A 25,383-nucleotide genomic window follows, 5' to 3' on the forward strand; every position below is an offset into this window, starting at 1 on the left:
AATATTATAACTATTCAAGGAGTTAATTTTATGAAGAAGATGTTTATATGTAGTCTGATTGGGTTAAGTTCAATGGCAAATGCGGCTATTCAATGGGATACTCCGCAAGGACAGTTAAAGTTATATGGAGACGTCGAATTTAATGTGGATGCCGCTAGTAGCAAACAGCAACTTAGTTCTTTGAGGGAGACTGCTGATAAAAAAAATAAACCTTCTGACAAAGATCGTTGGGATATCAATGGTCGTATATTGATTGGTTTAGATGGCTATCGTGAAATTAACAACAAAAACTTTGCTGGATTCGTGGTGCAACCCTTAGCAGATTTAGGTGGTGATGTGAATCTGGATGATGCGGCATTTTATTTTGGTCAGAAAAACGAGTGGAATATTAAAATTGGTCGTTATGAAGCTTATGATATGTTCCCGCTTGGACAAGATACCTTTATTGAATATTCAGGTAATACTGCCAATGATTTATATGAAGACGGCTTTGGCTATATCTATATGTTGAAAGAGGGTCGTGGTCGTAGTAATAATGGTGGCGGTATTCAATTAAATACACCGCTATTTGATAATGTCAATTTTGAGTTAAATGCATTGGTCAATAATGGCGAGAAAATGTTTAATAAATCGGCTTATCATGGTTATGAAATCGATAAGAAGAAAAATGTGGTCTATTTACGTCCAGTTTTATCTTGGAAAAATGAAAGCATTTCAACCGCAATTGCTGCCGAAACAAATGTGGTAAAAAATGCTTACGGTTATCATGATGATAACGGTAAATTCCGCGATCAATCACAAAGAACAGGTTATGGCGCGACTTTTTCATGGAACAATCAAGGCGATTGGGATGCAGCTGGATTAAGATTTAATGCCAGCTTTGCTTATATGAATGCTAAAGATGAAAAAGATATGACCATTGGCACAAATATTGTTTGGGAAAAAATCGGCTTAGGTTACTTATTTGCGAACAATGATATCAAAAAATTTAATCCATATAATCGTGTTAAAGATGGCCATATAAATAGCAAAGGTAAATATAAAATTCATACTGTTAATGCCTCATATCTAATTGATGATGTGTTAGATATGGATAATTTTAATATCTATTTAGGTGCTTATTGGTCATTACTTGATAGAAGTAAATCTCATGGCGATAACACCGATGATCGTTATGGTGCTCGTGTAAGATTTAAATACTTCTTTTAATTAGTTGAAGTAAATTCTCGATTAAGCCAGTTTAATGCTTATTTTTAAAACTGGCTTTTTTATTGCTTTTGGCTAGTTAGTTAGATGATCAACCAATTAATAATTATTAATGATATTAAAATCAATTTTTCCTTATCAATCAGAAGACTCTCATTATAAAAAAGAATTTTAGCTACAATTTTATTTTCTATGATTTTGCAAAAAACACCTTCAAAAACCCCGCTCCTCAACTTTTTTTGATATCGTAATTTATCATTTTGCGAATCATTAGATCATTTTTAATAAATAGGATTGTTGAAATTGTAATTTTTTATTCGTACTTTTCTGATAATGTGAAAAGATTTAGCGGTTAAAAATTGTAGGATATTAAAATCAAATTCTCCCTATCAATTAGAAGACTCTCATTATAAAAAGAATTATAGCTACATTTTTATTTTCTATAATTTTGCAAAAAATACCTTCAAAAACCCCGCTCCTCAACTTTTTTTGATATTGTAATTTAACATTTTGCGAATCATTAGAGCATATTTAATAAATAGGATTGTTAAAATTGTAATTTTTTATTCGTACTTTCCGATAATGTGAAAAAATTTAGCGGTTAAAAATTGCAGGATAATAAAAGTAGGTTAGATTACTATTATTAATTATATAGTTATCTCCCCCTTTTTTACTCATTTAATCGGGAAGTTTGGGATGTCAATGTTCTCAAGCAAGAAAAATAAAATGCCGTCAGTAAGCTAACGGCATTATTTCAATGATAAGAGTAGATATTACCTATTTTTTAACGGCCTTTGGATTAGGTAGATCGGTAACCGTACCTTCATACACTTCGGACGCGAGTCCAATTGATTCATGTAAGGTAGGGTGAGCGTGGATGGTTAGTGCAATGTCTTCTGCATCACAGCCCATCTCTACAGCAAGAGTGATCTCTCCAAGAAGTTCACCACCATTTGCTCCAACTACCGCACCACCAAGAAGGCGATTATCGGCTTTGTTGAAGATTAGTTTAGTCATCCCCTCTGAACAATCAGACGCAATTGCTCGCCCTGATGCTGCCCATGGGAATATGGCGACCTCATAATCGATACCTTTTGCTTTCGCTTCTTTTTCAGTTAATCCTACCCAAGCAACTTCTGGTTCGGTGTAGGCAATTGATGGTATGGTTTTCGGATCGAAATAATGTTTTTTACCAGCTATCACTTCAGCTGCAACATGCCCTTCATGAACCCCTTTATGAGCTAACATTGGTTGACCCACAATATCACCGATCGCATAGATATGTGGAACGTTAGTTCTCATCTGTTTATCGACTTCAATAAAACCACGATCAGTCACATTTACTCCAGCTTTTTCAGCATTGATAAGTTTACCATTTGGTGCTCGACCTATCGCCACTAGTACTGCGTCGTAAGTGTGAGTTTCGATGGTTCCATCTTTCTTTTCCATGGTGACATAGATTGCATCATGTTTGGCTTCGACCGTATTTACTTTAGTTTCTAAGCGTAAGGTAAATTTCTTTTGAATTTGTTTGGTAAAGACTTTTATCACATCTTTATCCGCAGCTGGGATCACCTGATCTAGCATTTCAACAACATCCACTTCTGAACCCAATGCGTGATATACGGTACCCATTTCCAGACCAATAATACCACCACCCATTAACAGTAGTTTTTTAGGAATAGTGGTTAATGCTAACGCATCGGTTGAGTCCCATATACGAGGATCGTCATGAGGAATGAATGGTAAGGTTATTGGTCGAGATCCTGCTGCAATAATAGCATTATCAAAGGTAATTTTAGTAATACCTTTGGCAGAGGTGACATCCATTGTGTGACTACCGGTGAATTGCGCTTCACCTTGAATCACATTAACTTTACGCATTTTGGCCATGCCTGCCAGCCCGTTAGTAAGCTGATTGATTACCTTTTCTTTCCAAGCACGAACTTTGTCGAGTTCTAGCTTTGGCGTTCCAAAATGGATTCCATGTTCGGTGAGGGATTTTGCTTCATCCATCACTTTAGCAACATGCAATAATGCTTTAGAAGGAATACAGCCAACATTAAGGCAAACACCACCCAAGGTTGAGTAGCGTTCGACTAATGTCACATCTAATCCAAGATCGGCGGCACGAAATGCAGCAGAATAACCCGCTGGCCCGGCACCTAATACAACAACTTGTGTTTTGATATCTTGACTCATAACTGATTTCCCCCCCTTACATCACTAGTCGACGTAAGTCGGATAAAACATTAACAATATGGCTTAAGAAGCGTGCTCCATCTGCGCCATCAATCACTCGGTGATCGAAGGATAATGATAAAGGTAACATTAAGCGTGGTGTAAATTCTTTACCATTCCATACTGGTTTCATACTTGAGCGAGATACACCAAGTATGCCCACTTCTGGCGCATTTACAATTGGGGTAAATGATGTCGTTCCGATGCCACCAAGACTGGAAATAGTGAAACAACCACCTTGCATATCACTACCTGTGAGTTTACCGTCTCGCGCTTTTTTGGAGATTTCAGCAAGTTCACGTGAAAGTTCAATAATGCCTTTTTTATTCACATCTTTAAATACAGGAACAACTAAACCATTTGGCGTGTCAACTGCCACACCGATGTTGATGTATTTTTTAATGATAAGAGTTTGTGCATCTTCTGACAATGAACTATTAAAACGCGGATAAGCAGTTAAAGCACTCGCTACGGCCTTCATGATAAACACGAGCGGAGTAATTTTGAGATCGAGTTTTTTCTTTTCTGCTTCAGCATTTTGTTGCTTACGAAATGCCTCTAGTTCAGTGATATCTGTTTCATCAAATTCAGTGACATGAGGAATCATCACCCAGTTTCGATGTAAATTTGCACCAGAAACTTTTTGAATTTTAGTTAATGGTAAAGATTCAATTTCACCAAATTTACTGAAATCGACTTTTGGCCATGGTAATAATCCAGGGAATGCACCAGATGATCCACCGTTTTCGACTTGTTTTACGGCATTTTTGACATAGTTTTGGATATCTTCACGAAGTACACGATGTTTAGGGCCTGTAGGTTGAATTTTTGCAAGATTGATACCAAATTCTCTTGCTAATCGTCGAACTGATGGTGTGGCATGTGCGTAAGCATCGTTTTCTACAAATTCATTTGCAGTTGGTGCAGGTTTAGCAGTCTCAGCAACTGGTGCAGGAGCTTGAGCTTGAGCTTGAGCTTGAGCTGAAGCTGGCGCAGGTTCAGCTTTAACGGGTGCACTATTCGTTTCAAACTCCATTATTTTGGAGCCAGTTTTGACTTTATCACCAATTTTAACAGTGATGCTTTTTACTGTACCAGCTATAGTTGCAGGTACTTCCATCGAGGCTTTGTCTCCTTCAACGGTGATGAGTGAATCATCAACTGAAACTGAGTCACCAACTTTAACTAATATTTCAGTCACTTCGACTTCATCGCCACCAATGTCTGGAACATTAACATCAACTACTTGGCTACTATTTTGTGCTGGCGCAGAAGCTGGAGCTGAAACTTCTGGAGCAGGCGTTTTTGACGCGCTTGCGCCCTCTTCGTCAAATTCCATAATACTAACACCTGTAGTCACTTTATCGCCAACTTTGACAATGATTGACTTCACAATACCAGCCTGTGGTGCCGGTATTTCCATCGATGCTTTATCGCCTTCAACAGTCAATAGTGATTGATCTACATCAACTTTATCGCCAACTTTAACTAGGATTTCTGTTACTTCAACTTCATCGCTTCCGATATCAGGTAATTTTATTTCAATACTCATTATTTTTACCTCTTATGCAATACGTGGATTGAGTTTGTCAGCATTGATTTCGAACTTTTTAATCGCGTCTTCAACAATACTTGGCTGAATATCACCACGTTTAGCTAGTTCTCCTAGTGCTGCAATCACAACATAAGATGCATCGACTTCAAAATGATGACGTAAATTTTCTCGGCTATCACTACGACCGAATCCATCTGTTCCGAGTACTCGGTAGCTTTCTGCTGGTACAAATCCTCGAATTTGTTCTGCATAAAGTTTCATGTAATCAGTGGAAACAACAGCAGGATTGTTATTCATTATTTGAGCAACATATGGCACTTTTGCTTCTTCGCTTGGATGTAACATGTTGTAACGTTCGCAATCTTGACCATCTCGAGCAAGTAAGGTGAATGACGTTACACTGTAAATGTCAGAACTGACGCCATAGTTTTTAGCAAGGATATCAGCCGCTTCACGAACATGACGTAGCATTGATCCAGAACCTAATAATTGAACTGTTGGTTTGCCTTGTTGGCCTTCAACGGTATCTAACTTATAAATACCACGACGAATCCCCTCTTCTGCACCTTCAGGCATTGCAGGTTGGGCATAGTTTTCATTTAGTGTGGTGATGTAGTAGTAAACATTTTCTTGTTCACCATACATACGACGTAAGCCATCTTGCATAATAACCGCGACCTCATAAGCGTAGGCTGGATCGTATGATAAGCAGTTAGGGATGGTTAATGCTTGAATATGGCTGTGACCATCTTGGTGTTGTAAGCCTTCACCGTTTAATGTTGTGCGACCAGAAGTTCCTCCAATCATGAAGCCTCGAGCTTGTTGGTCACCCGCCGCCCACATTAAATCACCAATGCGTTGGAAGCCAAACATTGAGTAATAGATGTAGAAAGGAATCATCGGTAAATCGTTATTGCTATAAGAAGTAGCAGCCGCTAACCATGATGCAGTCGCGCCACATTCGTTAATACCTTCTTGGAGAATTTGACCTTTTTCATCTTCACGATAGTAAGCAACTTGCTCTTTATCTTGTGGGGTATATTGTTGACCATGTGGGTTATATATACCAATTTGACGGAAGAGACCTTCCATACCAAACGTACGCGCTTCGTCAGCGAGAATTGGTACTAGTCGCGGTGCTAAGTCTTTATCTTTTAGCATGATGTTAAGTGCACGCACAAAAGCGATAGTGGTTGAGATTTCTTTAGATTGTGCTTCAAGTAACGGCGCAAATTCGCTTAAAGGAGGGATAGAAACCGTTCCTGAGAATTTAGTTAGCCGTGAAGGCACATAACCATGTAATGCTTGACGTCGTTCATGAATATATTTGTATTCCGGGCTATGTTCTTCGAATTTGATATAAGGTAATTTTTCGAGTGCTTCATCAGTAACTGGAATGTTGAAGAAGTCACGAACATGGCGAACGCCATCCATATTCATTTTTTTGACTTGGTGTGCAATGTTTTTCGCTTCTGCGGCTTCACCCATTCCATAACCTTTAATGGTGTGGGCTAAAATAACTGTTGGGCGATCTTTTGTCTCTTTTGCTCTTGCAAATGCAGCAAACATTTTTTCGGGGTCTTGACCACCACGGTTTAGTCTAAAGATCTCTTCATCAGACATATCTTTGACTAATTCAGCCGTTTCAGGATATTTTCCAAAGAAGTGTTCACGTACATAAGCGCCGTCTTTGGATTTGAAAGTTTGATAATCGCCATCAAGAGTTTCATTCATTAAACGAATTAATTTTCCTGATTTATCTTTTTGCAATAATTTATCCCAACGATCGCCCCAAAGTACTTTAATTACATTCCAACCAGCACCAGCAAACACACCTTCTAGTTCGTTTACTATTTTGCCATTTCCGGTTACCGGACCATCAAGACGTTGTAAGTTACAATTGATAACAAAGACTAAATTATCAAGTTTTTCACGTGTTGCAACCGTGATTGCACCTTTTGCTTCTGGCTCATCCATTTCACCATCACCTAAGAACGCGTAAACCGTTTGTTCCGTGGTATCTTTTAAACCACGATGGTTTAAGTATTTTAAAAAGCGAGCTTGGAAGATTGCACTAATTGGTCCTAACCCCATTGATACGGTTGGGAATTGCCAGAATTCCGGCATTAATTTTGGATGAGGATAAGATGATAAACCTTTACCGTGAACTTCTTGTCTAAAGTTATCAAGCTGTTCTTCAGTTAAACGACCTTCAATAAAAGCGCGTGAGTAGATACCCGGTGAGATATGACCTTGGAAATAGATTAAATCCCCACCATCTTTTTCATTGCGAGCACGAAAGAAATGGTTAAAACATACTTCATAAAATGTAGCAGCAGATTGGAATGATGCCATATGACCACCAAGCTCTAAATCTTTTTTAGAAGCTCGTAAGACCATCATAATTGCATTCCACCGAACAATTGAACGGATTCGTCTTTCAATTTCCCAATCACCTGGATATGCTGGTTGTTCTTCGACAGGGATTGTGTTTATATAGTTACTGGTTGAAGAACCAAATAGTAAAGGTACACCACCATCTCTAGCTTTATTGACAATCTGTTCAATAATATATTGAGCACGTTCGACGCCTTCTTCTCGAATAATAGAATCTAAACTTTCCAGCCAATCCTTTGTTTCGACTGGATCGATATCATTCATTTGCATGTCCGACATATAAAACCTCTTTTTTGTTTAAAAAATGCAGTTTTTGCTATCCTTAGCTATAACAGACGCCATAACTAAAATTATAAGCTTCAACTTTGCATTACGGATGCTTAATTGATATCAGTCTGCCAGTTTCCATTAAAAAGTAAAGCAAACCACCGCCCTGAAAAGAATGTTAATTCCTATTAAATTAATCAACTATTTCAATTATTAATATAAATAAAAAGATAATTATTTGATATAAGTCAAATTTAACTCATGAGATTGGAAAGAATACTGCGTTTTGAGTTATACCTTGAATAGTTAGCGGTTGTCAAGTTATAGTAAAATCTGCTATATAGTTGTTAATTTATTGTTAAATTAAGACTGAATTGACAGATAATATGCCAAGTAAAAACGTCATTATTAAAGAGTTAAACACTATGCCTTATTGGCATACTTATCAAGCTATGCATGATTTTACTCAGCAGCGTGATAAGCAAACTCAAGACGAGATTTGGCTAGTTGAACATCCTCCGGTTTTTACTCAAGGTAAGGTTGGAAAACCTGAGCACCTGCTTACTAAAACGGATATTCCTGTTGTGCAAACTGATCGTGGTGGTCAAATTACATACCATGCGCCTGGGCAACAAATTATGTATATCTTATTGGATTTAAAAAGGCGTAAAATAGGTATTCGTGATGTCGTCAATTATTTAGAAAATAGTGTTATTCAAACATTAAAACACTATGAGATAGTCGCATATTCAAAACAAGACGCTCCGGGCGTTTATGTCAATCAACAGAAGATCTGTTCTCTTGGATTACATATTAAGCGTGGCTGTACCTTACATGGATTAGCCCTTAATATCGATATGGATCTCACTCCTTTTAATTATATTAATCCATGTGGTTATGCTGGATTAGAAATGACGCAGTTGAAACAATATGTTTCAAAAATTGATCGCCAAGAGATTAACCATTTATTGACTGATTATTTTATTAATCAGCTACCAAACTATTAAGATGTGAGTTATGCAAAATACTGAAATCCGCAGTTCAAAATATCGTGATGCCGAAAAAACGCGTCTAATTCCCTCAATCACTATAGAGGATACAGCTCCTTTAAAAAAACCTGATTGGATGAGAATTAAGTTGTCGGCAAATACAGAAAATATTACGCATATTAAAAATACGATGCGTAAACATGGGTTACATTCGGTTTGTGAAGAGGCTTCATGCCCTAACTTGGCGGAGTGCTTTAATCATGGGACCGCGACTTTTATGATTTTAGGGGATATTTGTACTCGTCGTTGTCCTTTCTGTGATGTTGCTCATGGTCGCCCTTTGCCACCAGACCGTGAGGAACCGAATAAGCTTGCGCAAACAATTCAAGAGATGAAATTGCGTTATGTTGTGATCACCTCTGTTGATCGTGATGACTTGAAAGATGGCGGAGCAAGTCACTTTGCTTCATGTACTCAAGAGATTCGTTCATTAAGCCCGAATATAAAAATTGAAACTTTAACTCCTGATTTTCGTGGTTGTGTTGATGAAGCCGTTGCGGTTTTAAGTGAAAACCCTCCGGATGTGTTTAATCATAATTTGGAAAATATTCCTCGTTTGTATAAAAAAATACGTCCAGGAGCAAGTTATGAGGGATCGTTACAATTACTTGAAACGTTTAAACAAAAACACCCCGAAATTCCCACAAAATCAGGATTGATGGTTGGTTTAGGCGAAACCAATGAAGAGCTTATTCAGGTTTTAAAAGATTTGCGTAGCCATGGTGTTACCATGCTAACTTTAGGTCAGTATCTCCAACCAAGTAAGTATCATTTGCCAGTGGAACGTTATGTTTCACCTGAGGAATTTGATGAATTAAAACAAATGGCGCTGGCTATGGGATTTACCCATGCAGCTTGCGGGCCATTTGTGCGTTCATCTTATCATGCTGATCTACAAGCAATGGGAAAAGAGGTGAAGTAATATTCACCTCTTTGGAAAACATTGTTTAATTATCTACCACAATAAAATGACGATTTTCGGTGACAATTTGTAAGAATGTAGGTAAGTTTATCTTTTCATCTTTCAATTGATTACCGTTTAGATCATAGATCTTAGATCGTCCATACGCATCAATTACCACGGTTTTATTACCATAAAGCGCTGCAACCTGATTTTCACTTCCAGCTAGAATCCATTCACGCTCTTGAAATAGATTTTGACCTTGGCTATACTGTTTTGCAGGTGTGGTGACGTTGAGAGCATCTTGCATTAATGTTCTTAATATATCCGTTTCAGAAGTTATATTATTAACTTCTTTTGCCTCTTTACCTGGCCATGAAATAATTAATGGTACTTTTAAGGCATTTCGATTAAAGCTAATTTCATCATTACGTAAAGCAGATTTTTTAGCATCATCTATTTTTATGTCATTAGAACCGGTAATAATAATTATGGTGTTTTCGTATGCATTAGATAATGTTAAATATGCAATTAAAGATTCTAAATATTGGTCGAGTTTTTTTGCATCTGTCTCTAATTCGGTTATTGGCATTTTTTTATTTTTGGCACCCAGTGAATATTGGATGACAGAAAATAGAGGAGCGTGGTTTTCGAGTTGATTTTGTTCATCGTGCCATGCCATCCAATTATCAGTGGTTTGCTTGTTAGACTGCTTTTTACCATCTGGGGTGGTGAAATTAGACAATAATGCATAACGATAAAGTGGTTCAGAAAAACCATCAGCAGAGAATAGACCAACGTTATAATGTTGTTTCGTTACAGTTTCGAATAATACCGATGGCTTATGCCCTGCCAAGATACTATTATAATAATTCGGGTCAAGTCCATAGAATAATGAGAAGTTATTTAAGTAGGCTTGGCTACTTGCGCCATAATGATTAGTAAATTGTATATTTTGGCTAGCAAATTCTTTCAGCCAAGGCATATTATTGGCTAATAGTCGATCATTCCAACCATTAATATCAATAATCAAGATATTCGGTTTATCTTGATTTTCATTAAATGAAATTTTATCGAGTGGGTATTCAATAGCGATCGCAAATGGGTTACCTTCTTGAATTGCGCGATTACGATAACCATTCTCTTCAATAAATCCATAACGCTCAAGAAAATGACGCGCCGTTAACGGATACGATAGCGGTAAGCTTGATCGTTGCATTGTTATTGGACGATAGAAGTTAGCATCGGCCCAAATATGAATCAAATGTGATGAAACAAAGCATAGAATAAAACCTATTACTACAGGTCTGGCAAAACGTTTGCGTTTACTTAAACTGCGTTGCTTTTTCCAACTCCAAATCGAGAATAATATTTCAACCAAAAGAATAAAGGGTATTAATATAAATGCACTATTGAGAAAAGATGCTTTATCCGAGGTAAATAGTTGCCAGATAGATAAATTTAGATGCATTCTAAAATGCGAGAAAACTTCAACATCAATAAGCAGTAAACTAATTCCTATCGTTGCAACGATAGTTGCAATAATCCTTTGCCATCGTGAAGAGTGAATAAGAAAACTTAACGGAAAAAGCAATATCAAATAAACAATGAAAGTAAGAAAACTAAAATGCCCAATCGCACTAATAATTGCATAAAAACGCCCCATGAATGTTCGGGGCCAATCAGCAATGAGCAAATATTGGCTACCAAGTAAAATGACTACCAGAATATTAAATAGCGTAAACCAATGCCCCCAACTAACTATCTGCGAGGTTTTATCGTCTTTGATATGATTGTTTTTGAGTTTGAGCATATTTAATTGTAGTAATTACCAAGAAAAACTTAATTGAAATTTACGTCACAGTTTAACTGATTTTTTAAAATCTTTCCGTAATTTTTTTAGTGTAAAGCCTTTGGTTATTTGTTGGCGTTGCTATCGATACTTGTTATAATTTGCTTTAATAATATAGCTAATTAAAAAGATACTAACTTTGGCAATCAAACAACTCAACTCTCAAGAAGTCCAACCTAACGTAAATGACATTGTAAATAATAGCGATATTAAAACAAATTTATGCAGTGATGGATTAACCAATTTGTTATCGTGGCAACCTCGCGTTGCTGCTGCTGTATCCTTATTGTGCAAAAATCATAATACGCAGTATCGTTCTCGCTTTTTGCTTTTAAAAGCATCTGAAAGCGAGCTTTTTTTTGATTTATTAAAGCAGTCGGTAAAGCGTAATCTCACAACTACCGATTTAGGTTATAGTTATTACTTTAGTGACAATAAAATTACCTTAACTGAAGCAAAAAGTAAGCAAGATAATTTTGCATCCCAAGATAATTGTCTATCAGCAACAATCGTTGATATGGAGAAACTATTTGGTTGTGTTAGGCAACCTGAAAATAGTCCAATCAAATTACAAGCTGGTTTAGTTCATGATGCTAATGGTGGTGTTTTAATTTTAGGATTGCGTTCACTGCTAGCGCAACCAGTAGTTTGGGCTAAGTTAAAACAGATGGTTCTGTCACAAACTTTTGAATGGTTTTCAGCTGATGATTCTCATCCATTACCATTATCTATTCCTGCCATGCCGTTGGATTTACGCATTATTTTAGTCGGAGATAGGCTTTCTCTAGCTGAATTGCAGGAATTTGAACCAGAATTTTATTCATCATCTATTTACGCTGAATTTGAAAGTGAAATGCATATAACTGAACCTCAGCGAATTAATGATTGGATGAATTATTTACAATTTATAAGTCACCACTTAGCGCTACCCAAAATTGAGCAATCTGCTTTTGCTAAAATTTATAAACACGCAACAAGATATACGGGTGATCAATATTATTTACCACTTAGCGTTGAATGGGTGCAATCGATTCTGCTAAATTCATCTTATTTTATAGAAAATGAGAATATTGATGCTTCAGCCGTCACAAAGGCTTTAGAACAAAAAGCATGGCGAGAAAATTATTTAGCTGAGCGGTTCCATGATGAGATTTTTACCAATCAAATTTTGATTGATACCCAGTCACAAGTGGTTGGGCAGATTAATGGGTTGTCAGTTATTGAATACCCCGGTTATCCAAAAGCGATTGGTGAGCCAACACGGTTAAGCTGTCTTGTCCATTTTGGTGACGGTGAATTAATTGATATTGAACGTAAAACCGATCTTGCTGGCAATATTCATTCTAAAGGGATGATGATTATGCAAGCGTTTATTATGTCGGAGTTTGCAATCAATCATCAACTTCCGTTTTCTACATCATTAGTATTTGAACAATCCTATAATGAAATTGATGGCGATAGCGCTTCACTGGCGGGGCTTTGCGCGCTGATTAGTGCGCTATCTAATCAACCTATCGATCAGCAATTAGCTGTTACAGGATCTGTTGACCAATTTGGCCATGTTCAATCTATTGGTGGTGTTAATGAGAAAATTGAAGGATTTTTTGCTGTTTGTCAGCACCAAGGTTTGACAGGCCAACAAGGCGTTATTATTCCTGCTAGTAATCAGCGCCATTTAAGCTTAAGCGATGACATTATTGAGGCAATTAATAATGATAAATTCTCTATTTGGACTGTCGAACATGTCGCCGATGCGCTCTATTTATTAACTGGTATTCCTTACAAAGATGAGAATAATATTAGTCTTTATAAGTTGATTCATGCTCGTATGCAATCAATGCTAATCCAAGATAGAAGACGTGATGGTTGGCTCAGTCGCTGGAAAAAAATTGCAAAAAGTAACAATACACAATAAACTTGAGACCAAAATTTCATTGATGCGATTAATGAAATAATCATGTAAAACTTTACAGCTTAGGTTAATTATTAGTTTTTTAATCAATAATGATTCTATAAGCAATTATGTAATGACAACAAAATAAAAGGTTTTTTTATGACATTTGAACGTAAATCTTCGTATGATAAAGCAGATCTAATTAAATCAGGTAATAGTGAATTATTTGGTCATGATGGACCGCCATTACCGTCTGATTTGATGCTAATGATGGATCGCGTTATTGAAATGAATGAAGACGGTGGTAGTTTCGGTAAAGGTTATGTTGAAGCTGAGTTTGATATTAATCCTGATTTATGGTTTTTTAAATGTCATTTCAAAAACGATCCGGTAATGCCTGGTTGTCTTGGTCTTGATGCTTTATGGCAATTAGTCGGCTTTTATTTAGGCTGGATTGGCGGTAAAGGTAAAGGCCGAGCGCTTGGTGTTGGTGAATTAAAATTAAAAGGTCAAATATTACCTAATAACAAAAAAGTGACTTATAAAATTAATTTTAAACGTGTTATTAATCGTAAATTAATCATGGGAATCGGCGATGGTGAAGTTTACGTTGATGGTAAATTAATTTATGAAGCAACTGATCTTAAAGTTGGTTTATTTAAAGACACGTCTGAATTTTAATTCAATATAATCTTACACTCCTTGCTCACTATTATTAATTACTGATAATTAGCAAGGAGTAGCTTTTTTTACGCTACTATTTTAAGAAACAATCCGTAATGTATTTTTTAAGAAAATCTCTCCTAATTCTCTTATTTGTTGTAATCGGTCAAGCACAAGCAGACTTTAATGGTAAAGTTGTAAAAGTAATTGATGGTGATACCGTTGATATATTAACAAATAAAAAAATTCGCGTCCGGTTACTCGATATTGATGCTCCAGAAAGACACCAAGCATATGGTAATGCATCAAGAAAATACTTAGCATCGTTGATTGCGGGTAAAACTGTTTATGTTAAAGAAAATAAAAAGGATATTTATCAACGGACATTAGGCGTCATCTATCTAAAACAAGTCAACATTAATGCTAAGATGGTGGAAAATGGCTTTGCGTGGGCTTACCGCTTCAAAGGCGTTGCTAGTAATAAGAATATGGTAAAGCTCGAATTAAAAGCTAAACAAAACAAAAAAGGACTATGGAAAGATAAACATCCAATAGCCCCTCGGGATTTTCGCTATCGTAAGAAATAATAGCGTCTAAACAATGACTTTATTTTTTAGCTGGGATTGAAGCTTCTAGTTGTTTTAATACTTCAGTTGCTTGTTTACAGCCTTCTTCTTGATTTGCAGTAGGCATTGCAGAAATTTGTTGTTTAGCTGTTTCTAAGTTTTGTTTGATCATGTCTGTTTGTTGTTTAGTAGCAGCATCATCAGGAATAGATTTAACAAAGCTATCAACTTTTTCAAAGTAAGTTTTGCAAGATTCTGATAACTCAGCCATAGCAACAGAAGATAAACCTAATAATGCAACAGATAATACTAATTTTTTCATTGTTTCTTTTCCTTAAAATTATAAATATTTAGAACATAAAATATGTTATTGAATTACTTCGGAGGGATAATATAAGAATTGCTAAGGAAAGTCTATAATTTAAATGTAAAAACTCTTATCAGTATTTGAATACTGATAAGGTTATATGAGAATACAATTAGATAATTGTAACATCAGCAGCAGCAGGGCCACGAGGACTATCCTGGATAGAGAACTCAACTTGTTGACCTTCGCCTAAAGTTTTAAATCCATCGCCAGAGATTGCAGAAAAATGAACAAACACATCTTTACTTCCATCAGCAGGTGAAATAAAACCAAAACCTTTACTTTCATTGAACCATTTAACTTGACCAGTTTTTTTAGACATAAAAATCTTCCTATAAATAAATTAATTACAGCCATCAAAGGCGAAACATTAGAACATAAAACCTAGACTACTTATTAACAAACAGAAGAGAAGACTGAAGAGAACTAATACAAATGTGATTAAAGTAAACTACAAACTGCATAAATCTAAATGTTACAAAATATATCTGCATGTAATATGCTGGTGACTATTAACTCATAAATAGATGACTAATACAAGCAATGATTTGCTATTATTTACAATTAAAAATGAAATGAACAATAACTATTTGTTATTGTTCATGTTAACAATCTTTAATTTTTTGACAAATCTTTGGATTTTTGAATTGAAGCCTCTACTGCGTCAATGATAGCTGCTCGAAAGCCTTTTTCCTCAAGTACTTGCACGCCTTCAATTGTAGTACCCGCTGGTGAACAAACCATATCTTTTAATTCACCTGGATGTTTTCCTGTCTCCAGCAATAATTTAGCTGAACCCATCACTGTTTGTGCCGCAAATTTGTAAGCTTGTTTTCTAGATAAACCACCTTTAACTGCACCATCAGCCAATGCTTCAATGAACATAAATACAAATGCAGGAGAAGAGCCACTTGCCCCAACTACGGCATCAATTAAGTATTCAGGTACAACTTCTGTTTCACCAATACAATTTAATAAAGTTTCAACAATTGTTAATTCTTGATCAGTAATTTCTGTATTAGGTGTGATAGAACACATAGCGGCATTAACTAAAGCTGGAGTATTTGGCATAACCCTAACAATTTTTTGTTCATAGCCTACACATTGCGCAATAGTTTTAATTGTTACACCAGCAGCAATCGAGATGACAATGGTATCCTTTTTTAACTCCTTTTGAATATCATTTAATACATCCACAATAACATTGGGTTTAACTGCTATGAAAACAATATCTGATTCTCGTGCAACATCTTTTGCCGATCCTAAATTATTTATTGAATGAGCTTGATTAAGTGCTTGGCCCTTTTCGGGATGAGGATCATAAACGTAAATTTGCGTTCCCGGCACAATATTACTTGCTAAAATACCTTGTAAAATGGCATTACCCATATTCCCAATACCGATAAGACCTATATGCTGTTCCATTTTTTTATACCTTTATGAATGAAATACTATAAAGATTATAAAATAAATTTTTGAATAAAACTTATAAAATTTACGAATAAAAAGAAGACGAAATTTTTACTATTTAACTTAATCAATCATTAATTGCATACCAAATTGTTGACCAGTTTGCATTAATGATAATATCTGCCTTGTTTTACCTTCGTTGATCAAATTGCTGACGGCTGGGGTGTTGATCAGAACTTCAAAAATAGCTTTTCGACTTTGTTTATAAGGTATTAATTTTTGACAGACTATCGCTTTTAAACTATTTGATAGCTGAGTGCGAATTAATGCACGTGTCCCCTCTTCAAAGACATCAATAATACGGTTGATTGTCTGTATTGCGGTACGTGTGTGCAATGTAGCAAGAACTAAATGACCGGTTTCAGCAATAGTTAATGCAGCTTGAATGGTCTGTTTATTGCGTAATTCACCCAATAAAATGATATCTGGATCTTGCCTTAATAAACTATCAATTGCTTCACCAAAATGGTTAATTTCGCGTTGTTGGATAAGTGATTTATCACTTTGATAAATAAACTCAATAGGGTCTTCTAATGTGATAATATGTTTAGCTAACGTCTGATTTATATGATCAATTAATGCAGCTAAAGTTGTCGATTTACCGCTACCTGTTGCGCCAGTAACTAAGATAATTCCAGATTCTGCTTTTGCTAATTCATTTAGTACATCAGGTGCCTGAATATCAGTTAAGCTTGGTACTTTTTGCTTAATAATTCGAAATACGGCCGAAATACCACGTTTTTGATAAAAAATATTTACCCTAAAACGACCTATATCTTCAAGATGATAACCAAAATCAATTTGTCGATGCTGTTGTAATAGCCCCTTTTGATCGTCATTTAATAGATTAAATAAATCAATTTCAAGTTTTTGTGGCGATAATTTATCTTGCGCAATAGGTTTTAGCTCACCATTAATACGAATCCACGGTTTTTCACCACTAGAAAGATGCAAATCAGAAGCTTTTTGCGTTACACTAAAAGCCAACATTGAATTTATCATTTTCACTCACTATCCATTAGTTTATTGGGAATTAATATGAATACAGTACATGACAATTTAATCAAGATTAAAAATGAAATACATAAAATTGCCTTAGATTGCGATCGAAATCCCAATACAATTGAACTTATTGCAGTAAGTAAAACCAAGCCGGTCACATTAATCGCTCAAGCAATTGATGCAGGCCAATTAGCCTTTGGTGAAAATTATGTTCAAGAAGGTGTTGAAAAGATTGCTTACTTTAATAAAAATATGCCGGATACCCCGATTACTTGGCATTTTATCGGGCCATTGCAATCAAATAAAACTAAGCTAGTTGCTGAAAATTTTGATTGGATGCACACCATTGAACGTTTCAAAATTGCTCAGCGTTTAAATGATCAGCGACCTATAGATATGGATAAGCTAAATGTTCTTATTCAGGTAAATATTAGTAATGAAGAGAGTAAATCTGGAATTGCAGTAGATGAAGTCGCCGATTTGGTTAAGCAGATAATTACATTACCTAATTTAAGGTTACGTGGCCTTATGGCTATCCCCGAGATAGAAAATGATTATGCCAAACAACTTGAGGTATTTGAACAGATGACTCAGCTTTTAGAATCATTGAAAACGGATTATCCTTTTTTAGATACATTATCAATGGGCATGTCAGGCGATATGAAAGCAGCTATTGTTGCAGGCAGTACAATGGTTCGCATTGGTAGTGCAATCTTTGGTGCACGGCAATATGTGTGATATATTGCAGATCATTTTAGATTTTAGGAGTATTAAATGATTTCGTTAATCTTCTTAGGAAGGGCTATTTTCACTATTTGCTTATACATACTTATTCTACGTTTGTGGATGCAGTATGCGCGAGTAAATTTTCATAATCCCTTTACTCAATTTATTGTTCGTATTACCCAACCGATTATTGGTCCAATGCGAAAACTTATTCCATCTATTGGCCGTATCGACACGGCGACATGGATTCTCTTTTATGCAGTTGCATTACTAAAAATTATGTTTATTTTCCGTTTTGAGGGATATAACGCACCGTTGTTTAGCCCTTATTACTTATTATTCGCCTTGGCTGCAATGGCTCATGCGGTTGGACACCTCATTTTTTGGTTATTATTATTTAGAGCTATTTTAAGTTGGGTTAGTCGTGGACAATCTTATACTGATGAATTACTTGCTCAATTAACAGAACCACTTATTGCACCTATTCGGCGCATTATACCGCCATTAGGTATGATTGATATTTCATTTATGATATTTGTTTTTATATTAATGTTTTTAAACTTATTAGCTGTCGATTTTCTTGGAAATTTATGGCTTATACTATAAAAATAAAAGAGAGCCTAGGCTCTCTTTTTAAATAATATGATCTTCCCAACAAATCACATCTTTTTCATACACAATTCGATTTTTGACTGATATTTTTAATTTGTGCATTAACTTTTTATTTCCAACAATTAATGGGTGCCATTGCGGTAACTGCCCTGTTTCTGAAAAATAACGATAAGCGCAAGTTGCTGGTAACCACTCAATTGTCAGTAAATTTTCTCTTGTTAGCTTGATGCAATCAGGCTCATATTTAAAACGGTTGTAGTAATGTCTGCACTGGCAGGTATTTGAATCAAGCAAATTACATGCAACATTGGTATACAGTATTTCGTCAGTATCCTCGTCCTGTAATTTATTTAGGCAACATTGGCCACAACCATCGCATAGTTGTTCCCACTCGTCATCACTCATTTGATCTAAAGTTTTATATTCCCAAAATGGTTCAATCATACTTTAAAATCGTCTTCATTTAACATTTGTAAGAAAAATCCATCCGCTTTAATTTTTTCCTCAATTTCCTGTGCTGTTCCTACCACAAAACGCCGTTTACCATCGAGTAAGACTTTCATGACAAAAGCTGGCGTGCCAAAAATTGACATAATTTTTTCAGGAATTGGAGAGAAATCGTTCTCTTTTTCCATATAAAGATAACAATTTTCTTTTTTTGTGCTTCTATAAATATAACACCACATCATAAACTAAAATCCTATTTCTCAATTATCTCAGGCTATTTTGCAAATAGACACCTGCACCAAATAATCCCGGATCTTTATGAGTAATCACATAAACAGGAATTTTTTTAACTAAATAAGACATACGACCTTTATGTTCAAATGCTTCTCTAAATGGTGATGATTTAAAAAATTCTATAAATCTAGGCACAATACCGCCAGCAATATACACACCGCCTTGAGTATTAAGTGTTAAAGCTAAATTACCCCCAAATCGCCCCATAAAAGTACAAAAATGAGTTAATGTTTCTGAGCAAATTGGGCAACTATTTGATAATGCTTTATTCACAATAATATCTGGGGTGATATCTTCAACTGGTTGATTATTGATCTGTAACAAAGCTTGATAGATATTAACAATACCATTACCCGATAAAAAACGCTCTGAAGAAACTCGACCAAATTTTTTTCTTAACTGAGCTAAAATTCGATCTTCTTGTTCATTAACCATAGGTAATTCTGTATGACCACCCTCGCCTGATAGGCTAATCCAATGACCATTAACTTTAACTAAATGAGAAACCCCTAACCCCGTTCCGGCACCATAGATTGCTATTGGATAATCAAGATTCGGCTCCTCACCACCAATTTTAACCACATCTTGCGCGGATAATTGAGGAATAGATGTTGAAACTGCAGTAAAGTCATTAATTACTTCTAACTTAGTTAGTTTAAGTTCTTTGATAAGTTCCGAACGAGAAAACGACAAATTATTATTAGTCATTTCAATCAAATCACTTTCATTGATTGGGCAAGCTATGGCAATGCAAGCCATATCCACTGTTACCGCTTGGGATTTCAAATAGTTTTTAATTAATTCAAGTAGTACATCATCTTTTGAAATGAGGATTTTAGTTATTGCGGATAATTCATTAGTTGCTAAATCATAAAGTGCAAAACGAGCGTTGGTTCCACCAATGTCCGTAACTAGTGCATATTGACTCATGTTATTCCCTTTTTCTAAAAATAAAATCTTTCTATATGAACAATAGTTCAATAAATATTAAAAATAAAACTGGCAATATTATGGACTATTTATAATGATTTAACTAGATTGCTTTAACAGAATTTACTATTACCGCTAACAAAATTGTTAGCGGGTAATTTTTAAAAAGTTGAAAGGAAAATAACCACTAAAGCCATTTTTTGAGTTTAAAGTAAATGTAAGGAGCGACCCCTGCTATTAACATCAACAATAAAGATAATGGATATCCATATTCCCATTTTAACTCAGGCATATTTTCAAAGTTCATACCATATGCTGATGCAACTACTGTTGGCGGTAAAAATACCACAGAAACAACCGAGAAAATCTTAATTATTCTGCTTTGTTCAATATTTATAAAGCTAGTAGCTGCTTGCATTAAAAAGTTAACCTTTTGGAATAATGACTCATTATGGGGTACCAATGATTCAATATCTCGAATAACTTCTCTCGCTTGTTCTAACTGTTCAACAGGCATCTTAGCACGACGAACTAAATAGTTAACCGCACGCTGACTATCCATTAAACAGAGGCGTACTTTCCACGCCGTATCTTCGAGCTCAGCTAAAGACGTAATCGCTTCATCATAATGCTCTTGAGCGGAACGATCCATAATAATTAAGCTCAATTCTTCTAGCTCACTATAGATATTTTCAATTTGATCGGCTAATTGTTCAACTTTAACTTCAAATAAATCTAATAAAACTTCATACGGATTTCCATCATTCATTCCCTGATAACGAGAACGCATTCGGTATAGTCGAAATGCAGGTAAATCGCGTTCACGCAGTGTAAATAAACGTCCATTATGCACTGTAAAAGCGACGGTAGAGTTACCGGCGCGATCTTCTGCATCTTCATAAAAAAAGAAGGAGTGAACATGTAGTCCTTCATTATCTTCGAAAAAACGAGCTGATGCTTCAATATCGTCTAATTCGATACTTGTTGCTAAATTTTGACCTAAATTGGTCAGGATGAATTCACGATCAGCTTCTTCCGGCTCGATCAAGTCAATCCAAGTCGCATTCTTTATATCGCCTTCATTAATTTTTACTAATTGTTTGTTTTTTAATCCAAACGCATTAATCATAAGGCCTCCAGCAGAAAAATGTTTAAGATATGAAATGGGTGGCATTATACTCGTTATAGGCAAAAATTCCTATGTCTAAGCCAATCTTTCTGAATTTTTAAAATTTGGATACAAACTTCCAAATTTAAATTAAATTCGGTGATGTTATTTCAGTCTCATGTTACAATAGCGCAATTATATATCTATGCAATTGTTAGGAGTTTATAATGGCAACCCGAGGAATTAATAAAGTCATTTTAGTTGGTAATTTAGGTCAAGATCCAGAAGTACGTGTCATGTCAACTGGTAATACTGTCGCAAATTTTAATGTTGCTACATCAGAAACTTGGAAAGACAAGCAAACTGGCGAGAATCGAGAAAAAACAGAATGGCATCGAATTGTCGTATTTGGTAAATTAGCTGAAATTACTGGTGAATACATTAAAAAAGGAACACTCGTTTATATTGAGGGGCAACTACAAACTCGTAAATGGCAAGACCAATCAGGTCAAGATCGTTACACTACAGAAGTTGTTATCAACCCTATTGGTGGCGTATTGCAAATTTTAGGTAACCGCCCTAATAATGACTCTTATAATGAAGGTTCAAAAAGTTGGGGACAAAGTGCAAATAATACATCCTCTGCGCCAACTACTCCTGCAGCACCTCGTGCTTCATCAACTGCACCAGCAAGTCAACCAGCTATGCCAGAACCACCAATGGATTTCGATGACGATATTCCGTTTTAATCGTTATTTACTCAATTCGTTTTTATATAGGCGTATAAATTACGCCTTTTTCAAATAATATTGCATTTATACCTCTTGCTATACCAAGCACCACTGGTCTAGGAACTATTTCGATGATTATCAGTATGTCCTCAACTTTGAAAAGTGGGGGATATAACCTATCAACTTGGGTAGTTTATGCATCATCTATTCCATTACTATTATGTATTATTTTATAGTTCTGTATGCGTAGCGCAGGCAACATAATGCGGTTTATGGGAAAAAGTGGCATTGAAGCCACTTCAAGAATTATGGTTTTTTTATTGGTTTGTGTGGGTACCCAGTTTATTATAAATGGTGTTAAAGAATTAATATTAAGCTTTCCAAATATTTGAGGAGCGCTATTTTTCATAGCTATTTTACAGATTTGGAATGTTTTTAATCATTTCAACCCGCATTAAATAATCATATAGTGGTAATAGTTGTTTAAAACCTTTAGCAAGTTTATCCGCTAAATTACCATCTAATACATCTTCAATATGATTATTGGTTACCATCACAGCAAGATTTTTTCGGTTATACCATTTCGATATTTTTTCATCTTTGATTAAAGGTCTTTTGTAAGACTCACCAACTAATTCAAATGGCTTTTTAACACAGCGAATAACTTTTAGAAATTTTTCGGTATCATTCAAAATTTCTTCACGAAATATATCCATAGTCTGTTTCGATGCACAATAATAACCTAATCCGTAACGATAACAATCAGGACTGATTTCAAAAAAATAGGCTGGAGCCTCTTTCCAATCACGATTTGGGCGTTTGAAAGTTAACCATAGTCGGCTACGATATAACGATTTGTCTTTTGAGAATCGAGTGTCACGATGAATACGAGATATGGTTTTACCAATAGCGGGACGCGTTTCAAACCACTCATCGATTTTTAGCATAGCTGGCGTTAACTGCTCAACTAATAATCTAAAAGGTTTTACTAAATCATTGTCATAAATAGCTCGGTGCTCATCAAACCAAGTCTTACTATTATTAATCCATGCATCTTGTAAAAAGTTTAATCCTGCCTGGGTAAAACCTGTAAACGTTGCCATCATCTACTCCTTAAATAATGTTCTTACTTTTTCTAAATCTTCTTGAGTATCGACACCAATTGCTGGGGGTTGTTTAGCTACAGCGACATGAATTTTTTCACCATACCAAAGTACACGCAGTTGTTCTAACATTTCAATTGACTCTAATGCCGAAGGTGCCCATTTTATATACTGCCTAATAAAACCAGCTCGATAAGCATAAATTCCTATATGACGTAAATAAAAATCGCCAATTTGGTCTACCTTACCTTGCTCATTTAAATTAGCAAAACGGTCTCGCTCCCAAGGAATAGTCGCTCTTGAAAAATAAAGTGCATAACCATCTTTATCTGTCACGACTTTTACTGCTCCCGTATTGAACGCCTCTTCAACGCTATCAATAGGAACAGCTAACGTTGCCATGCCAGTTTTGAATTTCACTAGATTTTCGGCTACCTGATCAATAATAACTGGGGGAATCAAAGGCTCATCACCTTGAACATTAACGATAACTTCATCATCAGCAAATTTGTAACTATCAATTACTTCCGCTAACCGTTCTGTACCGGAATTATGCTTATCGCTAGTGAGAATTACTTCACCATTATAGCTTTTGACTACATCAAATACTTGTTGGTTATCAGTTGCAATGATTACTCGATTAGCTGACGATTTTTTAGCCTGCTCCATAACTCGAATTATCATTGGTTTGCCATGAATATCTGCAAGCGGTTTTCCTGGCAAACGACTTGAAGCATATCTTGCAGGAATAATTACCGTAAAACTCATAAAATTACCTCTAAACTTTTTTATTCTTTATCACAATGAGATGGAACTAATTGCTTTGCTTCGCTTGCTAATAAAACCGGAATACCATCTTTAATCGGGTAAACCAGCCGATCTTTTTGGCAAATTAATTGTTGATTTTGCTTATCATACTCCAATTGACCATGGCATATAGGACAAGCAATAGCGCTTAATAGAATCATTTTTTTTCTCTTAGTGATTTTTTTTCTACAAACAGTGAATAAATCTTTTCAATAGCTTGATTTGGTATTACTGCATCAATGGGTAAATACCACCAGTTAGGTAATGCAAATTGACGACATTTTACTGCATCTTTTTCAGTCATTAAAAGTGTTTGATTATTTTCTACTACTTTCTCTAATAACGGAAGTGTAAAATTCTGGTGATCAGCAAAAGATTCTGTATGAGCTAAATCAGCTTTCATTTTAATTAACATATCAAAAAAACGCTTTGGATTACTGATACCTGCAATTGCACAAATACGATGAAGTGATGACAATTCACATTGTTGGTTAGTTAAGAGATTAACTACATGACCAGGTAATAATTGCATGATGAAGGTTTTATCTGGAAATTGATTTACTATATCACCTATACTATCTCCATTGATTATAATTAAATCAACCGATTTTAATCTTTCTCTTCTTTCTCGCATAGGTCCAGCAGGTATCCACCACCCATTACCAAATTGGCGTTTCCCATCGACCACAACAATTTCAATATCACGAGCTAAAGCATAATGCTGTAGACCATCATCGGTTAAAATCACATCCAATTGATAAGATTCTAATAACGCTATAACTGCGTCAACTCGTTTTGGCGCGACTGCTACCGGTATATGGGTTCGCTGAAAAATTAATACAGGCTCGTCACCGGCTTGTTCAGTTCCAGTATGTTCATCTAAGACTAATGGATAGTGATCAGATTTTCCACCATAACCTCGCGAAACTAATCCTACTTTTAGCCCTTTAGATTTCAACGCCTCAATTAAACTAATGGCAAGTGGCGTTTTACCATTACCACCCGCCGATAAATTTCCAATAACAATAATTGGAACAGGAGACTGCCATGATTTTAATACACCAAGTTTGTATAGTTGACGACGAATGGAAGCAATAAATCCATATAATAATGAAAATGGCAGTAGCAACCAAAATGATTTATTTTTACCATACCACAGTTTTTCAATCATCATATCGCCCGCTATTTTCAATCA

At 35.6% G+C, this 25,383-nt stretch carries 25 protein-coding genes and 1 pseudogene; 10 read left to right on the top strand and 16 right to left on the bottom strand.

Annotation, left to right across the window (positions count from 1 at the left end; translation table 11 throughout):
• Positions 1-30: 30 nt before the first annotated feature.
• Complete coding sequence (locus J3U18_RS00615) at positions 31-1,209, top strand: carbohydrate porin (protein WP_267352659.1); 1,179 nt, start codon at positions 31-33, stop codon at positions 1,207-1,209.
• A gap of 774 nt (positions 1,210-1,983) precedes the next feature.
• On the opposite strand, the gene lpdA is transcribed toward J3U18_RS00615, so the two are convergent.
• From lpdA to aceE, 3 genes are read right to left on the bottom strand one after another with little or no spacing between them, the layout of a single operon-like run.
• Positions 1,984-3,408 carry a dihydrolipoyl dehydrogenase gene (lpdA, locus tag J3U18_RS00620; protein WP_065561920.1) on the bottom strand — a complete coding sequence of 475 codons (1,425 nt, stop codon included), beginning with the start codon at positions 3,406-3,408 and terminating at the stop codon, positions 1,984-1,986.
• Between the two features lie 16 nt (positions 3,409-3,424).
• Positions 3,425-4,999, bottom strand: coding sequence for a pyruvate dehydrogenase complex dihydrolipoyllysine-residue acetyltransferase (gene aceF, locus J3U18_RS00625; protein WP_416380366.1), 1,575 nt, complete (start codon positions 4,997-4,999; stop codon positions 3,425-3,427).
• 12 nt (positions 5,000-5,011) lie between these two features.
• On the bottom strand, positions 5,012-7,678 hold the full coding sequence (gene aceE / locus J3U18_RS00630) for a pyruvate dehydrogenase (acetyl-transferring), homodimeric type (protein ID WP_220224888.1): 2,667 nt from the start codon (positions 7,676-7,678) through the stop codon (positions 5,012-5,014).
• 374 nt (positions 7,679-8,052) lie between these two features.
• On the opposite strand from aceE, the gene lipB reads away from it, so the two are divergent.
• Entirely contained in the window at positions 8,053-8,673 is a 621-nt protein-coding gene (gene lipB / locus J3U18_RS00635; RefSeq protein ID WP_267330897.1) for a lipoyl(octanoyl) transferase LipB, read from the top strand.
• A 10-nt stretch (positions 8,674-8,683) separates the two neighbouring features.
• Complete coding sequence (gene lipA / locus J3U18_RS00640) at positions 8,684-9,637, top strand: lipoyl synthase (RefSeq protein WP_065734553.1); 954 nt, start codon at positions 8,684-8,686, stop codon at positions 9,635-9,637.
• A gap of 25 nt (positions 9,638-9,662) precedes the next feature.
• Here the strand turns inward: lipA and J3U18_RS00645 are convergent, their stop codons facing one another.
• Complete coding sequence (locus J3U18_RS00645) at positions 9,663-11,429, bottom strand: DUF3413 domain-containing protein (protein ID WP_267330895.1); 1,767 nt, start codon at positions 11,427-11,429, stop codon at positions 9,663-9,665.
• A 178-nt stretch (positions 11,430-11,607) separates the two neighbouring features.
• Here J3U18_RS00645 and J3U18_RS00650 point away from each other — a divergent pair, with 178 nt between their 5' ends.
• The 3 genes from J3U18_RS00650 (at position 11,608) to J3U18_RS00660 (ending at position 14,612) form a co-directional block, all read left to right on the top strand.
• Entirely contained in the window at positions 11,608-13,383 is a 1,776-nt protein-coding gene (locus J3U18_RS00650; protein ID WP_267352660.1) for a Lon protease family protein, read from the top strand.
• A gap of 138 nt (positions 13,384-13,521) precedes the next feature.
• On the top strand, positions 13,522-14,043 hold the full coding sequence (gene fabA / locus J3U18_RS00655; protein WP_065561925.1) for a bifunctional 3-hydroxydecanoyl-ACP dehydratase/trans-2-decenoyl-ACP isomerase: 522 nt from the start codon (positions 13,522-13,524) through the stop codon (positions 14,041-14,043).
• Between the two features lie 98 nt (positions 14,044-14,141).
• The gene (locus tag J3U18_RS00660; protein ID WP_267352661.1) at positions 14,142-14,612 is read left to right on the top strand and encodes a thermonuclease family protein; all 471 of its coding nucleotides are present in this window, start codon (positions 14,142-14,144) and stop codon (positions 14,610-14,612) included.
• A 19-nt stretch (positions 14,613-14,631) separates the two neighbouring features.
• On the opposite strand, the gene J3U18_RS00665 is transcribed toward J3U18_RS00660, so the two are convergent.
• The 4 genes from J3U18_RS00665 to J3U18_RS00680 form a co-directional block, all read right to left on the bottom strand.
• On the bottom strand, positions 14,632-14,913 hold the full coding sequence (locus J3U18_RS00665) for a DUF5339 domain-containing protein (RefSeq protein ID WP_065561927.1): 282 nt from the start codon (positions 14,911-14,913) through the stop codon (positions 14,632-14,634).
• 157 nt (positions 14,914-15,070) lie between these two features.
• Positions 15,071-15,280 carry a cold shock domain-containing protein gene (locus J3U18_RS00670; protein WP_034909833.1) on the bottom strand — a complete coding sequence of 70 codons (210 nt, stop codon included), beginning with the start codon at positions 15,278-15,280 and terminating at the stop codon, positions 15,071-15,073.
• Between the two features lie 293 nt (positions 15,281-15,573).
• Entirely contained in the window at positions 15,574-16,383 is an 810-nt protein-coding gene (gene proC, locus J3U18_RS00675; protein ID WP_267352662.1) for a pyrroline-5-carboxylate reductase, read from the bottom strand.
• A 108-nt stretch (positions 16,384-16,491) separates the two neighbouring features.
• Positions 16,492-17,430: a type IV pilus twitching motility protein PilT gene (locus J3U18_RS00680; protein ID WP_267352899.1), complete on the bottom strand. Its 939-nt coding sequence runs from the start codon at positions 17,428-17,430 to the stop codon at positions 16,492-16,494.
• A 36-nt stretch (positions 17,431-17,466) separates the two neighbouring features.
• Between J3U18_RS00680 and J3U18_RS00685 the strand changes: the two genes are divergently transcribed.
• Both J3U18_RS00685 and J3U18_RS00690 read left to right on the top strand, forming a co-directional pair.
• Positions 17,467-18,168 carry a YggS family pyridoxal phosphate-dependent enzyme gene (locus tag J3U18_RS00685; protein WP_267352663.1) on the top strand — a complete coding sequence of 234 codons (702 nt, stop codon included), beginning with the start codon at positions 17,467-17,469 and terminating at the stop codon, positions 18,166-18,168.
• 36 nt (positions 18,169-18,204) lie between these two features.
• Complete coding sequence (locus J3U18_RS00690) at positions 18,205-18,762, top strand: YggT family protein (protein WP_267338366.1); 558 nt, start codon at positions 18,205-18,207, stop codon at positions 18,760-18,762.
• 27 nt (positions 18,763-18,789) lie between these two features.
• Here J3U18_RS00690 and J3U18_RS00695 read toward each other — a convergent pair whose 3' ends face one another.
• The 4 genes from J3U18_RS00695 to corA all read right to left on the bottom strand — a co-directional run bounded on the left by J3U18_RS00695 (position 18,790) and on the right by corA (position 21,568).
• On the bottom strand, positions 18,790-19,212 hold the full coding sequence (locus tag J3U18_RS00695) for a YcgN family cysteine cluster protein (protein WP_267352664.1): 423 nt from the start codon (positions 19,210-19,212) through the stop codon (positions 18,790-18,792).
• Positions 19,209-19,457, bottom strand: coding sequence for a YcgL domain-containing protein (locus tag J3U18_RS00700; protein ID WP_081299438.1), 249 nt, complete (start codon positions 19,455-19,457; stop codon positions 19,209-19,211). Before J3U18_RS00700 ends, J3U18_RS00695 begins: the two co-directional genes overlap by 4 nt.
• A gap of 22 nt (positions 19,458-19,479) precedes the next feature.
• Positions 19,480-20,439: a glucokinase gene (locus tag J3U18_RS00705; protein ID WP_065734559.1), complete on the bottom strand. Its 960-nt coding sequence runs from the start codon at positions 20,437-20,439 to the stop codon at positions 19,480-19,482.
• A 187-nt stretch (positions 20,440-20,626) separates the two neighbouring features.
• A complete protein-coding gene (gene corA / locus J3U18_RS00710; RefSeq protein WP_065734620.1) occupies positions 20,627-21,568 on the bottom strand; it encodes a magnesium/cobalt transporter CorA in 942 nt (313 codons plus the stop codon).
• A gap of 206 nt (positions 21,569-21,774) precedes the next feature.
• On the opposite strand from corA, the gene ssb reads away from it, so the two are divergent.
• Positions 21,775-22,296 carry a single-stranded DNA-binding protein gene (gene ssb / locus J3U18_RS00715; RefSeq protein ID WP_267352665.1) on the top strand — a complete coding sequence of 174 codons (522 nt, stop codon included), beginning with the start codon at positions 21,775-21,777 and terminating at the stop codon, positions 22,294-22,296.
• 59 nt (positions 22,297-22,355) lie between these two features.
• A pseudogene (locus J3U18_RS11860) lies at positions 22,356-22,670 on the top strand (MarC family protein).
• 24 nt (positions 22,671-22,694) lie between these two features.
• On the opposite strand, the gene J3U18_RS00720 reads toward J3U18_RS11860, so the two are convergent.
• From J3U18_RS00720 to lpxK, 4 genes are read right to left on the bottom strand one after another with little or no spacing between them, the layout of a single operon-like run.
• Complete coding sequence (locus tag J3U18_RS00720; RefSeq protein ID WP_416380367.1) at positions 22,695-23,384, bottom strand: DUF2461 domain-containing protein; 690 nt, start codon at positions 23,382-23,384, stop codon at positions 22,695-22,697.
• Positions 23,385-24,149, bottom strand: coding sequence for a 3-deoxy-manno-octulosonate cytidylyltransferase (gene kdsB, locus J3U18_RS00725; protein WP_065734564.1), 765 nt, complete (start codon positions 24,147-24,149; stop codon positions 23,385-23,387). It lies immediately after the preceding gene.
• Between the two features lie 20 nt (positions 24,150-24,169).
• A complete protein-coding gene (locus J3U18_RS00730; RefSeq protein ID WP_220224904.1) occupies positions 24,170-24,349 on the bottom strand; it encodes a Trm112 family protein in 180 nt (59 codons plus the stop codon).
• Complete coding sequence (gene lpxK, locus J3U18_RS00735; RefSeq protein WP_267352667.1) at positions 24,346-25,359, bottom strand: tetraacyldisaccharide 4'-kinase; 1,014 nt, start codon at positions 25,357-25,359, stop codon at positions 24,346-24,348. Before lpxK ends, J3U18_RS00730 begins: the two co-directional genes overlap by 4 nt.
• Between the last annotated feature and the right edge of the window lie 24 nt (positions 25,360-25,383).

The sequence above is a fragment of the Gilliamella sp. B3482 genome (genome assembly GCF_026536805.1).
Classification (GTDB): domain Bacteria; phylum Pseudomonadota; class Gammaproteobacteria; order Enterobacterales; family Orbaceae; genus Gilliamella; species Gilliamella apicola_E.